Below are 18417 nucleotides of genomic sequence, written 5' to 3' on the forward strand. Positions count from 1 at the left end.
TTCACCCGGATGTCCGGGCGAAAACGGATCGGTGATCCGAAACTGGGAGTTGTTCGGCCAAGGGGCGCCTTGATGCGCTGGCGGGACAGATTGAACATCAACGGAGGAAACACATGCTGACCAAACGTTCATTGCTGCTTGCTGCCGCAGCCGTCATTCCGCTGCTCGGACTGTCCGAGACGGCATCGGCTAAGGAGGCCAAGAAGCTTGGCCTTGCCGTCGCCAATCTGCAGGCCGATTTTTTCAACCAAATCAAGCAGTCCGTCGAAGCCTACGGCAAGGAAAAGGGCATCGAAATCATCACCGTCGACGCCAAGGGCGATTCGGCGACCCAGGTCAGCCAGGTGCAGGACCTGATCACGCAGAACATCGATGCGCTGATCTACATCCCGGCCGGCGCCACCGCCGCCACCGTGCCGACCAAGACGGCCAAGGCTGCCGGCATCCCGGTCATCAATGTCGACCGCAATGCCGAGGGCGCACCCGGCGACACCTTCATCGCCACCAACAGCGTGGCATCGGCCAAGGCGGTGTGCGACTACATCGCCAAGCAGGCCGGCGGCAAAGGCGAGCTGATCATCATCCATGGCCAGAAAGGCACGACGCCCGAGGTCGACCGGTCGAAGGGCTGCGGCGAAGCGCTGAGCGGCTATCCCGACATCAAGGTGGTCGGCGAGCTGTGGAGCGAAGGCTGGCATCAGGACGAAGGCTTCAAGCTGACGCAGGACCTGCTGCAGTCGCATCCCGACGTGTCGATCGTCATCGGCCAGGCCGATGCGCTGGCGCTCGGTGCCGCGCAGGCGGTCAAGGTCGCCAATCCCGGCCACAAGGTCTGGGTTGCCGGCTTCGACGGCGACGTGGCGGCGCTCAAGGCACTGAAGGGCGGCGTCTTCGACGTAACCGCGACGCAGCAGACACAAGGCATGGGCCGGCTTGCCGTCGACGCGGCGATCAAGCTGGTGGCCGGCGAAACCGTTCCCGCAGAACAGCTGCAGGACGCGACGCTGACCACCAAGGACAATGTCGACCAGTTCATCGCCAAGCATCCCTGACAATCGGTAACGGAACGATGGCCTTGGATCTCAGCCATACGCAGAACCCGCATCTGGGGCTCTTCGTCAGCGGCCTCTGCAAGAGCTATGGACCGGTCCAGGTCCTGGCCGATGCGAGCTTCGAGGTGCGGCCGGGAGAGGTCGTGGCGCTGCTTGGAGAAAATGGCGCGGGCAAGTCCACCGTTTCGAACATCATCGCCGGGTCGACCAAACCCGATGCCGGCAGCATCACATGGCGGGGGAAACCCTATTCCCCCGCCTCTCCCGCTGCGGCCATCGACGCCGGTGTCGGCATGATCCACCAAGAACTGAAGCTGCTGCCGGATCTTTCGGTCGCCGAGAACGTCTATGTCGGACGCCTGCCGATGCGCGGCGGCCGCATCGACCGCGCGGCTATGAATGCGCGGGCATCGGCCCAACTGAAGCGCCTCGGCCTCGATGTTTCGCCGGATCGCAAGGTGCGCACGCTGCGCATCGCCGCCCAGCAACAGGTCGAGACCGCCAAGGCACTGACGCTCAATGCCGAGCTTCTGATCTTCGACGAACCGACAGCAGCGCTTGGCAGCGAAGAAACGGAACTGTTGTTCCAGCAGATCCGCAAGCTCAAGGCGGAAGGCATGTCCTTCATCTATATCAGCCACCGGCTGGACGAGATCGCTGAGATCGCCGACCGCGTGGTGGTGATGCGCGACGGGCGCATCGTCGCCCGGCACGAGCGCGCCGACATTCCGGTGCGCACGGTAGTCGAGCAGATGGTCGGCCGCAGCGTCGAGCGGATGTTCCCGCCGCTCTCGGAACCGGGCAGCGAGACGTTGCTCGAAGTCGAGGACCTGTCCTCGCCGGAACGCAGTTTTCAGAATGTCAGCTTCTCGGTGCGGACCGGCGAAATCCTTGGCATCGCCGGCCTGATCGGCGCCGGCCGGACCGAACTGGTGCGGGCGATCGCCGGCGCCGATCCGATTTCATCGGGGTCGGTGCGCGTCGCCGGCAAACCGGTGCACCTCAATGGCCCGGCGGCGGCGATCAAGGCCGGCGTCGTGCTGGTGCCGGAAGACCGCAAGGCGCAAGGCGTGGTGCTCGACCAGACCATTGGCGAGAATCTGGCAATCGGCAATTTCGACCATGTCGCGCCGAATGGCTGGGTGTTTCCCAAGGCGGTGCAGAAATTCGCCGAGGCCGGCATAAGCCGGCTCGGCGTCAAGGGCCGGCCTAACCAGGCGATCAGCAAGCTCTCCGGCGGCAACCAGCAGAAGGTGATTATCGCCAAATGGATTTCACGGCCGCCCAAGGTGTTCATCCTGGACGAGCCGACACGCGGCATCGATGTCGGCGCCCGCGCCGCGATCTACGATGTCATCGCCGACCTCGCCCGCTCCGGAATGGCGGTGGTGGTGGTGAGCTCCGACCTCGAGGAAGTGCTCGGCCTGTCGCATCGCGTGCTGGTGCTGAGCCGTGGCCGCCAGCGCGGCATTCTCGATCGCAGCGAAGCAAGCAACGTCGCCGTCATGGAGCTCGCCACAAGCTAGGACGTAACCGGCGATCGGGGAATCGGAACAAAGCGCAGCAGGTGGTATTCTCCCAAGCACCGGACCGCGCGGGGCGCCAGCCGAGGCTGGCGCCCCTTCATTCCTAGGCAGCACCGGCGGCTCAACAGGAAACATTTCAATGAAACTATTCGATCTTCATGGGGACGTTGCCATCGTCACCGGCGCCGGCAGCGGCATCGGGCAAGCAATCGCCATCGGCCTGGCCGAGGCCGGCGCCAATATCGCCTGTTTCGGCCATGCCTCGAAAGGCGGGCTGGACGAGACGGCGCACAGGATCTCGGAGCTTGGCCGCAAGGCACTGGTGCTGACCGGCACGGTGACTTCAGAGGCCGATCTCGCGACGGCGATCGAACGCACTGAAACGGAACTGGGCGCGCTGACCATCGCCGTCAACAATGCCGGCGTCGCCGCGGCCGAGCCGGCCGAGACGCTTTCGCTCGAGAAATGGCAGAAGCTCTATGACGTCAATGTCAGCGGCGTGTTCCTGTCGTGCCAGGCCGAAGCGCGCGCAATGCTGACGCGGCGCAAGGGCTCGATCGTCAACATCGCGTCGATGTCGGGCTCGATCGTCAATCGCGGCCTGACCCAGGCGCATTACAATTCGTCGAAGGCCGCCGTCATCCATATGTCTAAGAGTCTCGCCATGGAATGGGCCGATCGCGGCCTGCGCGTCAACGTCGTCAGCCCCGGCTACACGCTGACGCCGATGAACAAGCGGCCGGAGGTCGCCGACCAGGTCAGGATCTTCGAGCGCGACACGCCGATGGGGCGCATGGCGGCGCCGGAAGAGATGGTCGGCCCGACCGTGTTCCTGGCCAGCCGGGCTTCGAGTTTCGTCACCGGCATCGATCTGATCGTCGATGGCGGCTTCGTCTGCTGGTAGGAGAAAAAATGCAGAAGCGATTCCAGGGTAAGACGGCGGTCATCACGGGCGCCAGCGGCGGCATCGGTGCGGCGATGGCCAGGCGCTTTGCGGCGGAAGGTGCTGCGGTCGTCGTCAGCGCCATCGACCCGCGCGTCGACGAAGTCGCCGCCGGAATGAAGGCGGAAGGCGCCAAGGTCGCGTCGCTGCGCATGGACGTGACGAAGAAGGACGAGGTCGCCGCCCTCTACGATCTGGCCGAGCAGCAGTTCGGCCGTGTCGACATCTCCGTGCAGAATGCCGGCGTCATCACCATCGCCAGGATCGAGGCGATGACCGAGGCCGAATGGGACAAGGTGATGGCGGTCAACACCAAGGGCGTGTTCCTGTGCTGCCAGGAGGCGATCGCGCGCATCCGCACGCATGGCGACGGTGGCAGGCTGATCAACACCGCATCCGGCCAGGCTCGCCAGGGCTTCATCTACACGCCGCACTACGCCGCCTCGAAATTCGGCGTAATCGGCATCACCCAGAGCCTCGCCAAGGAAGTGGCGAAGGAGAAGATCACCGTCAACGCGATCTGCCCCGGCATCATCGACACCGACATGTGGGCCTACAACGACGCGGCATGGGGCAGACTGATGGGCGACTACAAGCCGGGCGAACTGATGGCCGAATGGGTCAGGAATATCCCGATGGGCCGCGCCGGCAGCGGCGAGGATGTTTCCGGGCTGGTCAGCTTTCTGGCCAGCAACGACGCCGCCTACATCACCGGCCAGACCATCAATGTCGATGGCGGCCTGATCATGTCGTGAGGATACTCGGGCGACCGTGCGCCCGTTCGAATTTCACAATTGCTTGAGCATCGGATTATCCGAAAACCGCTTCACACTTTTCGGTCCGATGCTCTGGATTCCTTTGCTTGAGCATCCGATTATCCGAAAACCGCTTCACACTTTTCGGTCCGATGCTCTGGCCGCATTAGTCGTTGCGCGACATGAACGTTGGTATATATAATTTCATCCCATGAAAATGGCTTCGGTGACTGCCGACAGCCGACATCATGGGACCTTGATGGCTCGCAAGCTTGAGGGCGCCGCAAAACCGGCGATCGATCCGCGGATCACTGCTTCGGCAGCACGGCAGCCATGACGCGGTCCCGTCCCGCACGACATCTTCATGAATTGGGCATCATTCCGTCTGCGCCTACTTAGCGCCGACAGCAATTTGGTGCCAATGGACTTGCGCAACGACCAGCTTTTCCAACACAATCAAAAAAGACGCAAGAAGGGAACGAACGATAACTTCCACCAGAGCTTGACAGGAGAACAGGCATGTCACTGCGGAGTATGATTTCGAGACTATCAATGGGAGCCTTAACACTTGCCGCGGCAAGTGCACTCGCGCCTTCGGCCCAGGCTGCGGCACCAGAATCCAATGATCCGATCAAGATCGCGCTGTTCGACTGGACCAGCGTCAATCTGAACGCAAAGATCCTCGGCGGCATTCTTGAAAAGCTCGGATATACGGTGGAGTACCCGACCGCCGACTATCTCTCCAGCCTGACCACCGGCCTCACCAATGGCGATCTCGCTGTCGCTCTGGAATTCTGGGAGACGACTGCCGGCGAAGCCATGAAGGCCTCGGATGCGACCGGGCAGACCGAACGGCTCGGTAAGCTCGGGCCCAAGGCCAAGGAAGAATGGTGGTATCCCGAATACATGAAGGAGAAATGCCCGGGCCTGCCGAACTGGGAGGCGCTGAAGGACCCGAAATGCGCCGAAGCCTTCTCGACGGCGGAAACGGCGCCGAACGGCCGCTACCTCGGTGGCCCGGTGACGTGGGAGGGTTTTGACGACGAGCGTGCCGCGGCGCTGAAGCTGCCCTTCACCGTCATCCATGCCGGCACCGACGCCGCGATGTTCGCCGAGCTGGATTCGGCCTACCAGCGCAAGGCGCCGATCATGCTGTGGGTCTATTCGCCACATTGGGCGCCGGCCAAATACAAGGGCGAATGGGTCGAATTCCCCGCCTATACGCCGGAGTGCTACAACGACCCGAAGTGGGGCGTAAACCCTGAAGCGAAATATGACTGCGGCAAGCCGCATGGCGAGATCTGGAAATATTCCTGGGCCGGCATGAAGGACAAGTGGCCGGTCGCCTACAAGGTCGCGAAAAACTACACGGTCGACACGGACGAGCTCAACAAGATGAGCGGCGAGATCGATCTCGAAGGCAAGACGCCGGAAGACGTCGCCGCTGCCTGGATCGCCGCCCACGAAGCCGACTGGAGAGCCTGGGCCGAGTGATCGCTCCAACTGGAAACTGCGAGACCCGGTCATTCATGGCCGGGTCTCTATTCCATATTCCAGAAGGACGACTGCATGGCCGATACGACTGAACAGGTGCTAAAAGCAGCAGGCACGCCAAAGGATGCCCGCCCGATAAAACTTGCCTGCTACAATGTCTGGAAGCTGTTCGGGGCGAACGCGGCCAATTTTATCCGCCAGCGTGACGGCAAGGCCAGCATGGCGGAAGTCGCCGCGGCCGGGCTGGTCGGCGCGGTGCGCGCGGTCGACCTCGAAATCCGCCAGGGCGAGATCTTCATCATCATGGGCCTGTCCGGCTCCGGCAAATCGACGCTGGTGCGCTGCATGTCGCGGCTGGTCGAGCCGACGCATGGCAAGGTCGAATTCGAGGGCAAGAACCTTCTCAAGATTTCCGATGCCGCGCTGATCGAGCTGCGACGTCACCGCATGGGCATGGTGTTTCAGAATTTTGCCCTGCTGCCGCATCTGAACGTGCTGGAGAACATCGCCTTTCCCCTGGGCATCCAGGGACAGGACCGGCCGACGCGCGAAGCACGTGCACGCGAAGTCATCGAGCTTGTCGGCTTGCGCGGTCGCGAGCATTTCTATCCGCGCGAGCTTTCCGGCGGCCAGCAGCAGCGTGTCGGCATCGCCCGCAGCCTCGCCACCAAGCCGGAAATCTGGTTTCTCGATGAGCCGTTCTCAGCGCTCGATCCGCTGATCCGCCGTGAGATGCAGGACGAGCTGATGCGGCTGCAGACCATGCTGCACAAGACCATCGTCTTCATCACCCATGATTTCGATGAGGCCATCCGGCTGGCCGACCGCATCGCCATAATGAAGGACGGCGAGGTCATCCAGATCGGCACGCCGGAAGAGCTGGTGGTCAATCCGGCGACCGACTATGTCGCCGAATTCACCCGCGACGTCGACCGCGCCAAGGTGATCTCGGCGCGAAGCCTGATGCGCGCCTGCGATGGCACCGAGCATGGCGGCGTGGTCGCGCCGGACGCCAAGATATCAAGTTTTTCGGCAAGCATTGTGTCGGCCGGCAAGCCGTTCGCGGTGGTCAACGGCACCGGCAAGCCGATCGGCGAGGTCACGCCGCAAGCCGTGATCGATCTTCTGGCCGGGATCGAGCGTCGCGGGGCAAGCGCATGACGGTGACGGCAAGCACCATCGAGGCGAGATCGCGGCCGGTTCAGATCCGGCTGGTGGTCTGGGCCTGCGCCTTTGCCGCCGTGCTTGCCGTGTTCCTGCTGCAGGACAGGCTGCCCTGGGCAGTCAACTATCCGGCCGGCGCAATCGTTTCCGTCGCCGACTGGGTCAGCGCGCTGATGAACCTGATAAAGTCGAACTTCTCCTGGCTGACGCGGTCGATCACCGCGGCGCTCGGCGTGCCGCTCGATTTCGCGCTCAATCTGCTTGCCAAGAATTTCAAGATCGGCCGTGGCGCGGATATGGTCGTCCTGCCGCGCCTGTCATGGGTCGGCGTCTGCATTGCTGCATTCCTGGCCGGCCGCGCCGCCGGCGGCTGGAAGCTCGGCGCGCTGGTCGGCGGCTGTTTCCTCTACATCGCGCTGTTCGGCCAATGGACCAGCGCAATGCTTACGCTCGGGCTGATCTCCATCGCCGTGCCGTTCTGCATCGTCACCGGATTGTTCGTCGGCATCTGGGCGTGGCGCAAGCCATGGGCTGAGAGGCTGTTGATCTCTCCTGCCCTCGATCTGATGCAGACCATCCCAACCTTCGCCTATCTGATCCCGATGCTTCTTTTGTTCGGCAACAGTCCGGTTTCGGCGATGATCGCGACGGCCATTTTCGCGACGCCGCCAATGGTGCGCGCGACGATGCTGGGACTGTCGCGGGTGCCGTCCGAGATCGACGATTTCAGCGAGATGGCCGGCTGCACGGCGCGCCAGAAACTGTGGCGCGTGCTTTTGCCGTCGGCGCGTCCAGCGCTGATGGTCGGCGTCAACCAGGTCATCATGCTGGCGCTCAATATGGTGATTATCGCTTCGATGATCGGCGCCGGCGGCCTCGGCTATGACGTGCTTTTGGCGCTGCGCGCGCTGAAGGTCGGCGAGGCAATGGAAGCCGGCCTTGCCATCGTCGCGCTGGCAATCGCGCTCGACCGGCTGAGCCAGGCGATCGCGCGCAATCACGCGCAAGGCCATGTTTATCAGGAGGTGAGCCCGAGCTTCTGGCGCCGCTACCCCAATCTGACGCTGGCCATCGCCGTCCTTGCCGTCACGACGCTGCTTGGCCTGTTTGTGCCGGCCTTCGCGGCGGTGCCGAAAGCGATCACTTTCACCACCGCCCCGATGTGGAAGACAGCGGTGAGCTGGATCACGATCAACTTCTTCGACACGATCGAAGCGTTTCGCGTGGCGCTGATCCTCAATGTGCTGAACCCGGTGCGCGCCTTCTGCGAGGGCTTCCCGTGGCTGGGCGCGGTGTTCCTGCTTGGCCTTGCCGGTTACCAACTCGGCGGCCTGCGCCTCGCCGTCCTGGTCGCCGCGCTGACCATCTTCTGCGCGGTGACCGGCCTGTGGGAAAAGACCATGGCGACGGTCTACCTGTGCGGCATCTCGGCCTTCATCGCTTGCCTGATCGGCATCCCGATCGGGCTGATGGCTTCGCGCAGCGACCGCGTCGAGAAGGTCGTCACGCCGGTCATCGACACGCTGCAGGTGTTGCCGTCGTTCTGCTTCATCATTCCAGTGGTGATGCTGTTTCGAGTCGGCGACGTGACGGCGATGATCGCCACGGTCGCCTTCGCCGTGGTGCCTGCCATTCGCTACACCAATTACGGCCTCCGGCAGGTGCCGCCGGCACTGATCGAGGCGGCAAAGGTGTCGGGCTGCACCAAGCGCCAGACGTTCCTGCGCGTGCAGCTGCCGCTGGCGTTGCCCGAGATCATGCTTGGCGTCAACCAGACGATCCTGATGGCGCTGGCGATGATCATCATCTGCGCCATGGTTGGCACGCGCGATCTCGGCCAGGAAGTGTTCATTGCGCTGTCCAAGGCCGATTCCGGCCGCGGCATCGTCGCCGGATTGGCTATCGCCTTCATCGGCATCATCGCCGACCGGCTGTTCAACGCCTGGACGGCGAAGGCACGGGCAAGGCTGGGATAGCCGGAAAACAGAGGATCGCGCGCCCCGCGAAACGGCAGCTTGCACAGAAGCTGTCCTTGCCAAGCTGATCGCAAAAATGTCTGCATCAGGGGCCGACACCGGACCGGCAGCTTCCAGGCCCGGAATGTCAGAAGCGGACCTTCAGGCCGCCGTGTGCATCGGCTTGAACTCACCCAATCTGGACTTGCTAGCCTGATTCCCCTTCCCGAAAGCGGACGCCTGGCTCCTGGGGGTGCGCTATTTGAGCCGACTGCCTCGAGAGAATGAAAGTCAGCAACGCCGACCGGCAAAACATTAGTGAGGCCCTGCTTACCGTTATAATTCACCGGCTCGCTTTAAGCGCAGACGGCTGGGAGAAGAGCCATGCCAATTCATCTTGGACACCGCGGTGGCGGCCACACCCGTCCGACGCGTCTCGGACTTCAGGGCCGACTATCACGTCTCCACAGGCTGTCGGGGTGTGATAACGAGTGTCCGTTTTGCTGAGCTTCGTCTGCTCCCACTTTCACTTGTGGGTTCAACTACGCGTGTAGTTGTAGGATTGTTTGCTTAAATTCTCTCTACGTCTTGCCAAATGTCTTGAGGAAACAAAGAAGAATCCAGTGAAAATTGACGCTCCTTTCCTGAATTGTTATGCTAGAGCCTTGCGTGAAGGGGGCCAGCGCTTTGCAAGAGTGCTTTCCTGCCCGGGCTAGCGTCTCTCTCTCGTTGCCATGGGTTTTAGGAGGATACACCATGTGGCCCAACCAGCTGCTGCTCCTGCTCGGGCTGACTACTATGGCCGCGCTGGCTGCTTCGGCGGTTGCTGCCCAGAACGGCTATTACGAACCGACCCGCCTGATGACGGGGGACGTCGAGCCGATGTCCCCGCAGGCCGGGCAGGCAGCGCAGGCGGAGAAGCTGCCGACGCCGTTACCCATGTACAGTTTTCAGCAGGCAATCGACGACGAAACAAAACTTCGCCAAATCCTAAGGAGCATGCGCGACGACTTGATCGAGGAACTCCCGATCGGACAGTTGATCGATCAGATCCGGCAAGGCGATGGGAGGAGCCGAGAGAACATGTCGCGGGGCCTCACCGGTCTCGGCGGCATCTTCGGGCATGCCTTGCTCAAGGCCGCAGAAGCCAAGTCGCCCGCCGGCATGTTCGAGCCTGACCTCAAGATCATCATAGACGCGCGTGGTCACATCGACGGTTATTTCTTCGACCATCAAGACAAGGGCGGTTACCTCAACGTTACGACCCAGATCACCATCGGGATGCCCAACGGCACCGTCGACATCGACCGTTTCAGATACGAAGTTGGGATCGGCGACAACGTGTTCCAAGTGCTCGGAAAGAACACCGCGGATCCAAACAACGTGTTCCCCGGCGGTGACATTCCGGTCAACGCTCAGACGGCGGCTCCTTTCAACTACAAGCTTTGGGCCAAGGGGGTGCTGATCAAGGTGGAAAGGCTGTGGGTAGACCACGATCATGACGGCTTCTTTGAGCCGAACGAGCGCGTCATGATGCGCGATCATGGCGATTGGAGAGACAACTACCGACATCTTCTGCTGCCGGACCCGGAAGCCTGCATCGACATGATGTTCTTGTTCTATCCCCCAGAGACCCTGCCGCCCGGGGCCGCGCCGCCCTACTACTGTCTCGGCCGCTGCAAGAATCCGCCGCTGATCAACACCAAGTAACGCGACCTGCCAAGTTGGCGGCCTCTTCCGTGGTTTCACGCGCCGGCCGCGGGTCGCAGCGCCTCGGCTACCCTCAACCGCTCGGCGTCGAAGAATCGGACCTCGTTGGCCGCGTCCTCTTGCTCAAGCTGTTCGATCACCGCCAGTCCATCCTGGATCCGCCCCGCCTTGAGGAAGGCGTCGGCGAGGAGCGTCCGGCCGTAGGGAAGCATCTGACGGGCGCCGGTGCGGGCGTAGGCCGCAAGTCCGTCGCGCAGCGTGGCCAGCCCCTGATCAACGTCGCCGGTCGCCGTCATCGCCCATCCGCGCACCACGTCAGCCCAGGCCTCCCAGTACGGCACCCGCTCCTCATGCGCCATTTGCCAGGCGGCGGTGGCCAACTCTAGGGCCGCCCGGGCTTCGCCGCGGGTCTGCCGGATAGAGGCGATGATCGTCAGCCCGTAGATTCGGCTGAAGCTCTGCCCTTGCATCCCGATCAGCCGCTCTGCCTCGGCTATGCGCGCAGTTGCACCTGCGTCATCGCCTGAAAGCGTCAGAGCCCACGCCTGCATGACCCGAGCCACGATCGCGGGGTCGGCGATGTAGTGGCGCCGGATCCGGGCGGCGTGCTCAGGATGGAGAGCGGAGAGCTCGCGGTCGAAGCCGTCAACCGCCACCGCAAAGCGGCCGGAGAGGAACGCCAGGAGAGCCCGAGTATGGACGGTGAGAATGTCGTGGGCCGGATCCCCTGTCTCTTTGGAAAGCGCAGCCATGCGATCGGCGTCGGCCTCGGCCGCGCGGATGCGACCGGCGAGCAAATGCGTGCCGCAGCTGCCGTAGATTACCGAGAACAGTTCATCCCTGTCCCCATGCTCCTCGCGTAGCTCGTAGAGTCGCTGCAGGTTCAGCTCGATATCTTCGGACCCCCAGCCGCAGAGTTCAATCGGCTCGCGCTTCATTTCGCGCAGTGCAATCTCTGCCGCTGTGCGCTCCGGATTCTCAGCCAGTTTCGCATTCTCGGCCAGAGCCTGGTTCAGGTGGGCGCAGGCCTCGATGTGGGCCGAGCGGGCGATCGAAAGTACGGCCGCCTCCCTCCATCGATCGCGTGCCTCGGCGACGCGACCGGCGCGGCTCAGATGCTGAGCAACAACCTCAGGCCGCGCCTCCGCAACCTCGGCAAATTGGGTGTTGAACACATCTGCGATCCGAGCATGCAGTTTTCGCGCCCGGCTCGCCAGCATGGTCTCGTAGGCCGCCTCCTGGATTAGCCCGTGGCGGAAGGTGAAGGTTGCCTCGGGGTACTCGCCCCGACGCAAGAGGATCTGCGATTGTATCAGCTGGTCCAAGATCGGCCGGAGCGCCTTCTCCGACAGTTCCGAAACTGCAACCAGAAGCCGATACGAGAAGCTCCTACCAATCGCGGCGCAAAGCGGAACAACCTCCCGGGCGCTCGACAGGCTGTCGAGCTTGGCCATCAGTAACTCCTTGAGCGATGCGGGAAGCATGACTTCCGACGGAGCGCCGTCAACTGAAAGCTGTCTATGCTCGATAACCGACTTGGTCATCTCCTCAAGGAAGAGCGGCACGCCCTCCGTCCTGACGACAATCTGTTCGAGCAGGCCCTTTGGTATTTGCCCGTGCGAGGCGATCCGCATGACGAGCTCCAGCGAGCGCCTCCGGTCGAGCCGCGAGAGCGCCAGGTGCATCACCCCGGCGCGGCCGATCCAGGGCGCCTCATAGCCCGGCCGGAATGTGCACAGGAGCAGGACCGGGCTTCCACCGATCCGTTCGACCAGCACGTCGAGCAGCTCCTCGGTGGAGGGATCGACCCAGTGCAGGTCCTCAAAGCAGATCAAGACGGGTTGACGCGCCGCCAGCCCGAAAAGTTGTTCGAGCAGCGCCATCATCGTACGCTCCTTGATCGCTTCGGGCGGCTCATCAAGGGGCCCATAGCGGTGTTCGAACGGGATCGAAAGCAAGTGTGCGAACAGAGGCGCCACACTCACGACGTCTTGGGTCCCCTGCGCGAGGAGATGCTCAAGCTGGTCGAGCCGCTCGTCAACGCTGTCGTCTTCGCCAAGCCCAGCGGCTTGAGCAAGTTGCATCATGATCGGAAAGAGGGGGCTGCCGCTATGATTGGGCGAGCATTGATAGCTCAAGCGGTAATGAGCCTCAGGGGCAATAGCGTCGTGCAGCCACTCGCCCAGCCGCGATTTGCCGATCCCGGCCTCGCCGGAGATAAGCACCACCTGTCCTTCGCCCGCGCGCGCCGTGTCCCAGCGGTGCTGCAGGATTTCGCGTTCATCCTCCCGGCCAACCAACGGAGTCATCCGGCCCTGTGACCGCGCGGCAAAACGTGACGTACTCGCCTTCATTCCACGGACGAGCCAGACCTCCTGCGGCTTATCGAATCCCTTGATCCGCTGATTGCCGAGGAAGGAACAATCGAATTGGTTACCAAGCAGGCGCCGGGTGCTTCCAGCAACAATGACTTGGCCCGGCTTCGCCACAACCTGGAGCCGAGCGGCAAGATTGGGCGTGTCGCCGAGAACCGCGTCCTTAATCGTCAGCCGACCCGCGACGAGATCGCTCACCAGCACCTCCCCCGTGGCGATGCCGACATGGGCGGCGAGCGGCACATGATCGGCAAGCTCGAGCCGCGCCACGTCCCGGATTATTTGCAGCCCGGTTGCGACTGCACGCTCGGCGTCATCCTCCTCGGCGGTCGGGTAGCCAAAGTAGGCGAGCACACCATCGCCTCGGAATTGTGCGACGAAGCCGAAATTTGTGCGAACCAGGTCGGAGCAACAGAGATGATAACTGCGGATCGCGTCGCGGTAGCTCTCGAGGTCGAGGTTCTTGGCCAGCTGTGTCGAGCCCACGAGGTCGGCAAACAGCAAGCTCAGCTGACGCAATTCCTCTTTTGGATAGAGTAGGAGTTGTCCCGATCGAGCACATGCAAATTCGGTAGGCTCTGGTGATGCGGCCCTACGCAGAGGTGCAGGCGCTTCGCGCTGACGCAGCGCCCGGATGCCCCGCATCATGCGCTTGCGATCGCCAAGCGGCACGCCGAGGGCAGCGAGGTCTGCTTCGGTCAGGTCTGAGAGCACGTCGAGATCCACACGCTGCTCGACGAGTTTCTCACAATAATTCTCGAGCTGCAGCGAGACCAACCATTCCCTGAGGCCCGTCACATTCTCACACTCCAAAACTTGACAGCCGAGAAGGGTACCACCAATCGTACGGGGACTCTACGCACTGAAAAGCAACAATCGGTCTCTTCGGCCCTTGGAGAGCCGACTACAGGTCTGCGGGAGGTGGGCTTCTCTCAGCGGCGGTCGACAAATCTAGTCGGATAGTCCAAGCTTTCGTTGATTATTTATACTTCAACGGGTATGGGTACGCAGATGTCCATTCCAAGAAGCATCTCTGATGCTGCAAAGGGAGGCAGCAATAGTCTAGTTGGACGGTCCTGCGTTCGACGATTTTGTCTTGTCTCCGCTATTGGATTGTGGGTTCTGTGTGCCGCGATCGTGGCAGCAATCGCCCCCGCCCATGCGGATTCCCGTCTCGACCGATGCGGATGGAACGCCGTATTCCAGTTCGTTGCCCGCAACCGGCTCGACCCGCCCCTTGCGAGTCGTCTCTATGCGGCATTCGCCATCGGAAGCGACGCGATATATCGGCATGCGGCGTTGAAATTCGGGTCTGAAGAAGCGGCGAGAATAGTGCCCGATCTTTTCCTGGGATTGGCGCAAGAGCAGACCAGCCGCACGCTACTCTGGGCGCCTTATCCGGTCTTGGCGGTTTCGTGCGCGACAGGCGGACCAGAAGTTGAGCCGGATATGCTCGTAGTCCTGAAAGACGTCGCACGGCTCCTCGACGGACTGTGGAAGCGGAGCGGCGGGGGCGTCGGCCTCCCGCCGCCTTCAGGGCAGTGGTATCCTGATCGAGGATCAGACCCCTTGCGGCCCGATTGGGGCAATGTCCGCCCGCTTCTCATCGGAGACCCAGAGAAGTTTCAATCGAAGAAACCCGACGCTTACGGGAGGCTCGACCGCCAGGCCGAGCTGGTGTGGAATGCAGTCTCCAATCTATCGCCGGCAGAAAGAGCGCAAGTACTCTACTGGGCTGACGGCATCGGCACTTTTACGCCGCCAGGACATTGGGCTCAAATCGCGCTGGATGGGTTGGAAGCCAGCGATCTCGACCTCGATCAAAAGCTGTTCATCGTTGGGGCGACGATGATAGCCGTCAATGACGCTGTGATCGCCTGCTGGCGGGATAAATATACGTTCGGAGTGCCGCGACCGTCTCAGGTTTACAGCAAAATAGAGCCAGTAATTCCAAATCCCAACTTCCCATCTTACCCATCGGGTCACTCCGTCATTTCGACTGCAGCATCCCATGTGCTCGCGTCCTACCTGCCCAAGAGGGCAGCCACGCTCGAGTTGATGGCTCAGCAAGCGGGACGATCTCGCTTCCTGGCAGGTATCCATTATTTGGCCGACATTGAGGCGGGGATCGTTCAAGGAAAAGGCGTGGCAATTGAAGTCGTGCGCAAACTTGATCCGGAACGGTCTCTCATTAATCAGCTTGAACTCCCATAGGTAAGGCATTCTCAACCAGTCGTGTTGAGCACTGTTTAATCAATTTGCAAAAAAATCGCTGAAACGCGTATCTAGAATGTTGCCATCGTACATCTGCTTCGCTTCGGATTACTCTAGTACGTGTATTCTGTTTGCTGATGCGGAACGGACCTATGCCCCAATGCCTGCTTTGCAATGTCTCGAACATCTACCTTTGTCGGAGAATCCATTGCAAGAAGTTAAAAGGTCGTATCTGTCCGAAACGTGAACGCCAGGTTTGGAGAGGCTCCTTGAAAGTCAGCAAATGGTGCAACCGCGACCTCCAGCATTGTCACCGCGATCTCCGCTTTCGGGCGGAGGCAAGGCACCCCTCTACCGCCGATATGAGGCGCAAAGCAGTCGTTCATCAGATGTGGCGAGAACGACTGGAACGGGTCAGAAACTCCGGTTCGTGGAGCTGCTGATGCTCGAATAGTCGCTGCCTTGCCCCGGACGCGCCCTATCCGACTATCTTGTGCGAGGCAGACGTCTTTGCCAGCCCGCGTCACCTTTGTATTGCCAGAAATGCGTCCCAGGCTGGTTTCATGCTGAAGCGTCCCACCGTGAGTTTAGCCTTTCTCCTCATCTTTTCCGTCGCTGCTCACGGTGCGGACGGCTTGGGGGAGCGGCTTGAAAAGCTCTTTGATGAGGCCGAGCACTTGACGCCGCTGCGCACGGTTGTCATCGCGCATGAGGGCGCGTTGGTGGCGGAGCGTGGCTATCGCGGCCACTCTCCGGCACGTGCTGCCAACATAAAATCGGCCTCCAAGTCGATCATCTCCGCGCTCGTCGGCATCGCCATCGACAAGGGCGTGCTCCACGGCACTGACCAGAAGATCGCTCCGCTTCTTCAGGCCGACCTGCCCGCCGACGTGGATCCGCGGCTCCAGCAGGTTACGATCGGTCATCTGCTTTCCATGCAGGCAGGGCTGGGTCGGACCTCCGGCCCAAACTACGGACGCTGGGTGGCAAGCGATAACTGGGTGCGGGCAGCGCTCGCCATGCCCTTCGACGACGATCCGGGCGGTACCATGCTGTATTCCACCGGCTCGACCCATCTCCTTTCGGCGATCCTGACGCGGCGGACCGGCCGCTCAACCCTGGAACTGGCACGCGAATGGCTGGGGCCGCAGGAGGGCTTTTCCATCGCCGCCTGGGACCGCGACCCACAGGGCATCTATCTCGGCGGCAACCAGATGGCCATGAGCCCGCGCTCGCTGCTCGCCTTTGGCGAGCTCTACCGCAACGGCGGGGTGAGCCGCGGCGGACGGCAGCTCGTGCCGGCCGATTGGATCAAGCTCTCCTGGCAGCCACGCACCGCCTCCCGTTTCACCGGTGACGGTTATGGCTATGGTTGGTTCATCCGTCAGATCGCGGGCGAAGCGGTCTTCTACGGGTGGGGGTATGGCGGGCAGATGGTCTATGTTGTGCCCGGGCGCGCGTTGACCGTAGTCATGACATCCGATGAAAACGGCCCCGCCGGCCGCAGCGGCCACCGTGACGATCTCCATGCCTTGCTCGAGCGGATCATTGAGGCGACGAGAGACGTGCGCGAGGCTCGCAGCAAGTGATGCATGTCGCGCGAAAGCGCGCAGCGGTTTTTGCGATAACGACATGCATAAAAAGAACTTAAAGCGCGTCGCATGAACCCATCCAAACGCGACGCGCTTTAGACCCTCTGCACAGAGGATTTGACGGGTTCTATGGGTTGCGAGCTGGGCAGGCTGTCATGCAGCCCGGTGCGGCGAGGAAGTCGCTACTCCGCCGCCACCCCTTTCACTTCCAGATAGGATTCCATCGAATCGTCCATCGCCTGCAGCCACGGCGTATGGTGCAGCGGCGCCATCGTGCCGGTCATCAGCGAGCGATAGGCATTGTCGCGGAAGCCCATGATGTTTTCCATCTTGTGGTGTTCCCACTCCATGAAGGTCTGATTGACAGCCTCGACCTCGAAGCCGGGATAGTCGGTCTGATCCATCAATTCCTTGGTGTAGTCGCCCTGGAACCAGATCATCTGCTCGGCGTCCTCCAGCGTTTCCTCACGCGCCCGCCATTTCCTGCCGTGTTCCGCCATCACTTCTGCCGAAGGCAGCTTGATGCGGCCCATGATGACGTCGCGGGCGAACCAGGCCTGCGCGTCGAACATGTTGAAGGTGTAGAACTGGTCCTGCATGCCGATATAGAACAGCCGCGGGTTCTTCTCCCAGACGACGCCTTCGTAGAGCCCATCCGGCCACATGCGGTTGGCGGTCTTGAGCTTCAAATCCTCCGTGAGGAACGGGAAGGAGTGGAGGTAGCCGGTGCACAGGATTATGGCGTCGACATCCCTAGTGCTGCCGTCCTTGAAATGCGCGGTCTTGCCGACGACCTTCTGCAGCAGCGGCACTTCCTTCCAGTTGTCAGGCCATTTGAAGCCCATCGGCTTCGAGCGGTAACTGGAGGTGATCGATTTGGCGCCGTACTTGTAACATTGCGAGCCGATATCCTCGGCCGAATAGGAGCGGCCGATGATCAGGATGTCCTTGTCCTTGAATTCCATGGCGTCGCGGAAATCATGGCTGTGCAGGATGCGGCCGTTGAAGGTCGAAAAGCCCTCGAAATAGGGCACGTTGGGCACGGAAAAATGCCCCGAGGCGACGACGACGTTGTCGAACTCTTCCGAATAGGTGACGTCGTTGGTGCGGTCATGCGCGGTGACGGTGAACTTTTTCGTCGTGTCGGAGAAGGTCACCATGCGCACCGGGCTGTTGAAGCGCACCCATTGGCGCACGCCGGATTTTTCGACGCGGCCCTTGATGTAGTCCCACAGCACGGCGCGCGGCGGGTAGGAGCCGATCGGACGGCCAAAGTGCTCCTCGAACGTATAGTCGGCGAATTCGAGGCATTCCTTCGGTCCGTTCGACCAGAGGTAACGGTACATCGAGCCATGCACCGGGTCGCCATGCTCGTCGAGGCCGGTGCGCCAGGTGTAATTCCACAGGCCGCCCCAGTCGGACTGCTTTTCGAAGCAGACGATTTCCGGAATATCCGCGCCCTTGTCGGCAGCCGACTTGAAGGCTCGAAGCTGGGCCATGCCGGAAGGTCCGGCTCCAATGACGGCAACACGACTTTTCATTGCAAACCCTCCCGGTCTCATTTCCCTAACGAAACAAATTTCACTGACAGGACAGTAATTGCCCCTTCGATGCTGTCAACAGGCCTTGTGCTGAAA

General features: G+C 61.7%; 12 protein-coding genes. 10 read left to right on the forward strand and 2 right to left on the reverse strand.

Annotated features, from left to right (window positions below):
• Positions 1–113: 113 nt before the first annotated feature.
• From ACWTU8_RS20105 to ACWTU8_RS20140, 8 genes are all read left to right on the forward strand, one after another.
• Positions 114–1052 carry a sugar ABC transporter substrate-binding protein gene (locus ACWTU8_RS20105; RefSeq protein WP_095518213.1) on the forward strand — a complete coding sequence of 313 codons (939 nt, stop codon included), beginning with the start codon at positions 114–116 and terminating at the stop codon, positions 1050–1052.
• A 23-nt stretch (positions 1053–1075) separates the two neighbouring features.
• On the forward strand, positions 1076–2578 hold the full coding sequence (locus ACWTU8_RS20110; protein WP_455849516.1) for a sugar ABC transporter ATP-binding protein: 1503 nt from the start codon (positions 1076–1078) through the stop codon (positions 2576–2578).
• A 139-nt stretch (positions 2579–2717) separates the two neighbouring features.
• Positions 2718–3482 (forward strand): SDR family oxidoreductase, encoded by a 765-nt coding sequence (locus ACWTU8_RS20115; protein ID WP_455849517.1) that lies wholly within the window; start codon positions 2718–2720, stop codon positions 3480–3482.
• An 8-nt stretch (positions 3483–3490) separates the two neighbouring features.
• Entirely contained in the window at positions 3491–4276 is a 786-nt protein-coding gene (locus ACWTU8_RS20120) for an SDR family oxidoreductase (RefSeq protein ID WP_455849518.1), read from the forward strand.
• Positions 4277–4795: 519 nt separating this feature from the next.
• Positions 4796–5770, forward strand: a complete 975-nt coding sequence (locus tag ACWTU8_RS20125) for an ABC transporter substrate-binding protein (RefSeq protein ID WP_455849519.1) — start codon at positions 4796–4798, stop codon at positions 5768–5770.
• 75 nt (positions 5771–5845) lie between these two features.
• Entirely contained in the window at positions 5846–6931 is a 1086-nt protein-coding gene (locus ACWTU8_RS20130; protein WP_455849520.1) for a quaternary amine ABC transporter ATP-binding protein, read from the forward strand.
• Positions 6928–8910 (forward strand): ABC transporter permease, encoded by a 1983-nt coding sequence (locus ACWTU8_RS20135; protein WP_455849521.1) that lies wholly within the window; start codon positions 6928–6930, stop codon positions 8908–8910. Before ACWTU8_RS20130 ends, ACWTU8_RS20135 begins: the two co-directional genes overlap by 4 nt.
• 735 nt (positions 8911–9645) lie before the next feature.
• Entirely contained in the window at positions 9646–10599 is a 954-nt protein-coding gene (locus ACWTU8_RS20140; RefSeq protein WP_455849522.1) for a hypothetical protein, read from the forward strand.
• A gap of 35 nt (positions 10600–10634) precedes the next feature.
• Here ACWTU8_RS20140 and ACWTU8_RS20145 read toward each other — a convergent pair whose 3' ends face one another.
• On the reverse strand, positions 10635–13772 hold the full coding sequence (locus ACWTU8_RS20145) for an ATP-binding protein (protein WP_455849523.1): 3138 nt from the start codon (positions 13770–13772) through the stop codon (positions 10635–10637).
• 339 nt (positions 13773–14111) lie between these two features.
• Between ACWTU8_RS20145 and ACWTU8_RS20150 the strand changes: the two genes are divergently transcribed.
• Together ACWTU8_RS20150 and ACWTU8_RS20155 are read left to right on the forward strand one after the other, a co-directional pair.
• Positions 14112–15188, forward strand: coding sequence for a vanadium-dependent haloperoxidase (locus ACWTU8_RS20150; RefSeq protein WP_455849524.1), 1077 nt, complete (start codon positions 14112–14114; stop codon positions 15186–15188).
• Between the two features lie 563 nt (positions 15189–15751).
• The gene (locus tag ACWTU8_RS20155) at positions 15752–16777 is read left to right on the forward strand and encodes a serine hydrolase domain-containing protein (protein WP_455849525.1); all 1026 of its coding nucleotides are present in this window, start codon (positions 15752–15754) and stop codon (positions 16775–16777) included.
• 185 nt (positions 16778–16962) lie between these two features.
• Here ACWTU8_RS20155 and ACWTU8_RS20160 read toward each other — a convergent pair whose 3' ends face one another.
• Positions 16963–18321 (reverse strand): NAD(P)-binding domain-containing protein, encoded by a 1359-nt coding sequence (locus tag ACWTU8_RS20160; protein ID WP_455849526.1) that lies wholly within the window; start codon positions 18319–18321, stop codon positions 16963–16965.
• Positions 18322–18417: the final 96 nt, after the last annotated feature.

It is taken from the genome of Mesorhizobium sp. BHbdii (genome assembly GCF_053848045.1).

What these genes read in the sequence shown, in the direction of transcription:
- ACWTU8_RS20140 (WP_455849522.1), top strand. Translation starts at nt 9,646, where the DNA reads ATGTGGCCCAACCAGCTGCTGCTCCTGCTCGGGCTGACTACTATGGCC.
- ACWTU8_RS20160 (WP_455849526.1), bottom strand. Translation starts at nt 18,321, where the DNA reads ATGAAAAGTCGTGTTGCCGTCATTGGAGCCGGACCTTCCGGCATGGCC.
- ACWTU8_RS20130 (WP_455849520.1), top strand. Translation starts at nt 5,846, where the DNA reads ATGGCCGATACGACTGAACAGGTGCTAAAAGCAGCAGGCACGCCAAAG.
- ACWTU8_RS20105 (WP_095518213.1), top strand. Translation starts at nt 114, where the DNA reads ATGCTGACCAAACGTTCATTGCTGCTTGCTGCCGCAGCCGTCATTCCG.
- ACWTU8_RS20120 (WP_455849518.1), top strand. Translation starts at nt 3,491, where the DNA reads ATGCAGAAGCGATTCCAGGGTAAGACGGCGGTCATCACGGGCGCCAGC.
- ACWTU8_RS20155 (WP_455849525.1), top strand. Translation starts at nt 15,752, where the DNA reads ATGCTGAAGCGTCCCACCGTGAGTTTAGCCTTTCTCCTCATCTTTTCC.
- ACWTU8_RS20125 (WP_455849519.1), top strand. Translation starts at nt 4,796, where the DNA reads ATGTCACTGCGGAGTATGATTTCGAGACTATCAATGGGAGCCTTAACA.
- ACWTU8_RS20115 (WP_455849517.1), top strand. Translation starts at nt 2,718, where the DNA reads ATGAAACTATTCGATCTTCATGGGGACGTTGCCATCGTCACCGGCGCC.
- ACWTU8_RS20135 (WP_455849521.1), top strand. Translation starts at nt 6,928, where the DNA reads ATGACGGTGACGGCAAGCACCATCGAGGCGAGATCGCGGCCGGTTCAG.